Source organism: Streptomyces sp. NPDC019531, assembly GCF_044903305.1.
Classification (GTDB): domain Bacteria; phylum Actinomycetota; class Actinomycetes; order Streptomycetales; family Streptomycetaceae; genus Streptomyces.
In genome coordinates, this window is sequence record NZ_JBJDQL010000102.1 from 1 (window position 1) to 2,629 (window position 2,629).

Annotated in this window: 1 protein-coding gene and 2 pseudogenes; 1 reads left to right on the forward strand and 2 read right to left on the reverse strand. The window is 65.6% G+C overall.

Features of this window, described 5'->3' with window-relative positions; translation table 11 throughout:
* Positions 1-81: 81 nt before the first annotated feature.
* Positions 82-1,071, reverse strand: a pseudogene (locus ACI2L1_RS44610) (ISL3 family transposase); the annotation flags it as partial.
* Here ACI2L1_RS44610 and ACI2L1_RS44615 point away from each other — a divergent pair.
* Positions 1,045-1,226 (forward strand): annotated as a pseudogene (locus ACI2L1_RS44615) (IS256 family transposase); the annotation flags it as partial. The pseudogenes ACI2L1_RS44610 and ACI2L1_RS44615 overlap by 27 nt on opposite strands.
* A gap of 261 nt (positions 1,227-1,487) precedes the next feature.
* Here the strand turns inward: ACI2L1_RS44615 and ACI2L1_RS44620 are convergent.
* Positions 1,488-2,629 (reverse strand): TcdA/TcdB catalytic glycosyltransferase domain-containing protein (locus ACI2L1_RS44620; RefSeq protein ID WP_404745215.1); only part of this gene is annotated, 1,142 nt, incomplete at its 5' end.

Sequence of the window (2,629 nt, forward strand, 5' to 3'; positions counted from 1 at the left end):
CAGGTCTCTCGAGGTCTCCACGGACAGACCAACGAAGAATCCGCAATCAGGTCACTGAACTGGGAAAACACTTCGGGTAGTTCAGTCAACAGGTAGGAGGTCGAATCCGGCGCGTCCGTGCATCTGTCTCATGATCTTCTTGGTGCGGGTGTTGACGCCTTCGGTGCGGCCGTTGTGGTAGGGCAAGGTGAGTCCGGCGTTCACGGCGGGCCGGTCGATTTCCAGGCCGTTGGTGAAGCTGCGCAGGTGGGGTAGGTCGACGGCGCGGGCGGCTGTGATCTACTCGGTGAGTTTCGCGTCGTTGCCCTCGGCCGGTTTCAGCAGGGTGGCGAAGCCGCGTACGAGATCGGCGAGTGCGGTCATCTCCGGGCAGGCCGCGGCGATCTTCTCCAGCAGTGTCGTTTCCTTCGGGCGCAGGTTTTCGGGGTCGGTGAGCAGGAGGCGGCTGGCGTGACGGGGGGTGGTGACGGGGCGGTCGCCTTCGGCGCGGCCCTGGTTGAGGTAGCGGACCAGGAGGTTCGCGCTGCCGATGTAGCCCAGCTCTCTTATCTCTCCCAGTAGTTGGGTGACAGGAACTGCCGGTTCGGCGGCGCGGCGGGTGCGCAGATGGTCGCGGTAGGGGTCGACGAGGGTGGGCCGGTAGGTGGGGGCGATGCGCAGGGCCGGGGGCTTGGGCATGCGGGCGTAGCGTTTGACGGTATTCAGGGCCACTCCGAGGCGGCGGGAGCAGTCGAGCAGGCCGACGCCCTGGCCGAGGAGGTCGTGGATCTTGTTCCAGCGTTCGCGGGTGGTCTGCTCGCGTACTCCACCGGGGCGCGTCGGATTGATGGTCGCCCAGCATCCGGTGTGCGCGCGGACCTCGGGCTGGACTTTGTCGCAGAGGTTGCGCCAGAGGTGCCATCGGTCGCTGACCTGCGCCGCGTCGGGCAGGGCGCGGCGGATGGCCTCGGCGTAGGTGGCCGAGCCGTCGCGGCACACGATCTCGGCACCAGGATGTTCGCGCAGCCAGGACTCCAGAGTGGCCCTCTCGCGGTCGGGCAGGACCGCGACGCGTCGGCCGGTTGGCACTTCCCCACGGAGCGACCGCGCTCAAGTGCGTCTATATGGCCGTCATGAGCCTTGACCCGACCGGCGCCGGCCGCAAACGCTGGACCATGCGCTGGAAGGGCGCCATGAACGCCTTCGACCTGGCCTTCGACGGCCGCCTCACCGCAGGCCGACTCTAGCCACACCAACCCCAGTTACACCGCTCGCTTTGCAGACCCCGGACGGTCGGCAAGTTCGGGATCCTGGGCGTCGAGTGCGTATCCGTCTGTGGGCATGGCGTCAGTGTCCCTTGCCGGTGCGGTCTCTGACGGCGATGTAGCCAGGTCGAAGGGGTCGGAAGTCATGGGTTTTTCGCGTGTCTGGGCATGGTGTTCTCATGTGTCGCGGCTGCGGACGGAAGGCAGTGGCGAGGCCTGTTACGTGTCCCCCTCCTGGGGTACCTACATCGCGCCGGGGGCCTGGCGCGGGGTGTCCGGCGGGAGCGGCGTCCGTAGTCTGACCGGGGTCAGGTGCTCGCCCAGCCACTGGGTGGTGTTGTTGCCTTCGCCGGCCGGGGTGGTGAAGTCCAGCAGCGCGTCTGCCGCGTGGGGCAGTTGCACATGTTGCTCGCCGAAGAAGTCGTTGCGGTAGAGAGTGACGGACTTGACCTTGGAGGCGAGTCCGGGCTGTTCCGCGATGAACGCGAGGGCCGCTTCCCACAGCAGGTCCCGCTGCGGATGCCCGTGCACGGCCTGGTCGGCAGCGGTCAGGTGCAGATCGCCGACGCGGTTGTACAGGTCGCGCACCAGGGACTGGATCAGCAACTGTGCCGTGGGCAGGGTCCTCTGCCGACGCGGCACCGAGCCGCCTTGAGATGCACGCGCCGGCTTGTCAAGCCAGGTGTGGTCGCTGCGGACGATCACTCCAGGCAGGCATGGGAAGTCGCTGATATCGATTCCGATCCGCTCCGCCAAGTCATCGAGCATGTCCGGCCCGGTCCTCTGCATCACGGAGTTCCGGCGGACCGTGCCGTACAAACCCTTGAAGAAGTTCTCCTTCTTGGACCGCCATGAGAACAACAGGTCGTACTGGTTCTTGCTGTAGCGATTCTTGATCTCGTCGAGATAGACAGCCGCGAAGGGATGGTTCATGGGCATCGCCAGCACGGAATTTCCAACGCCATCGCGTGTGGCGTCGATGGCGTATCCCTCGCGGGAGGAGACCACTTGGGCCAAAGACGACGGATCCCTGTACAGGTTGTCGCCGTCCATGTATACGCCGCCGAAGCGGTACAGGATCTCCAGACGGAGGATGTCACTGGCCGCCGCATACCCGGGGCCGGCCTGCTTCGCGCTTTCCGCCTTGTAGAACTCATGCAGGAGCATGGGTGATTCGGCGTTGAACACCTCGTCGACGTTGACGACGAAAACGTTGTTCTTAGCCGCCCACTTCAGCATGTCGTTCACGTCGGCGAGACGGGGGCTGTCCCAGGTATCGGAGGGCGCTGCGGCGCGGTTGAAGTCAGCGCGCGGGACGTCGGTCCACAACACCAGCTGCATGCGGCTCTTGTGGGTGGCGGACATCTCCTTGAGGTTGTCACGGA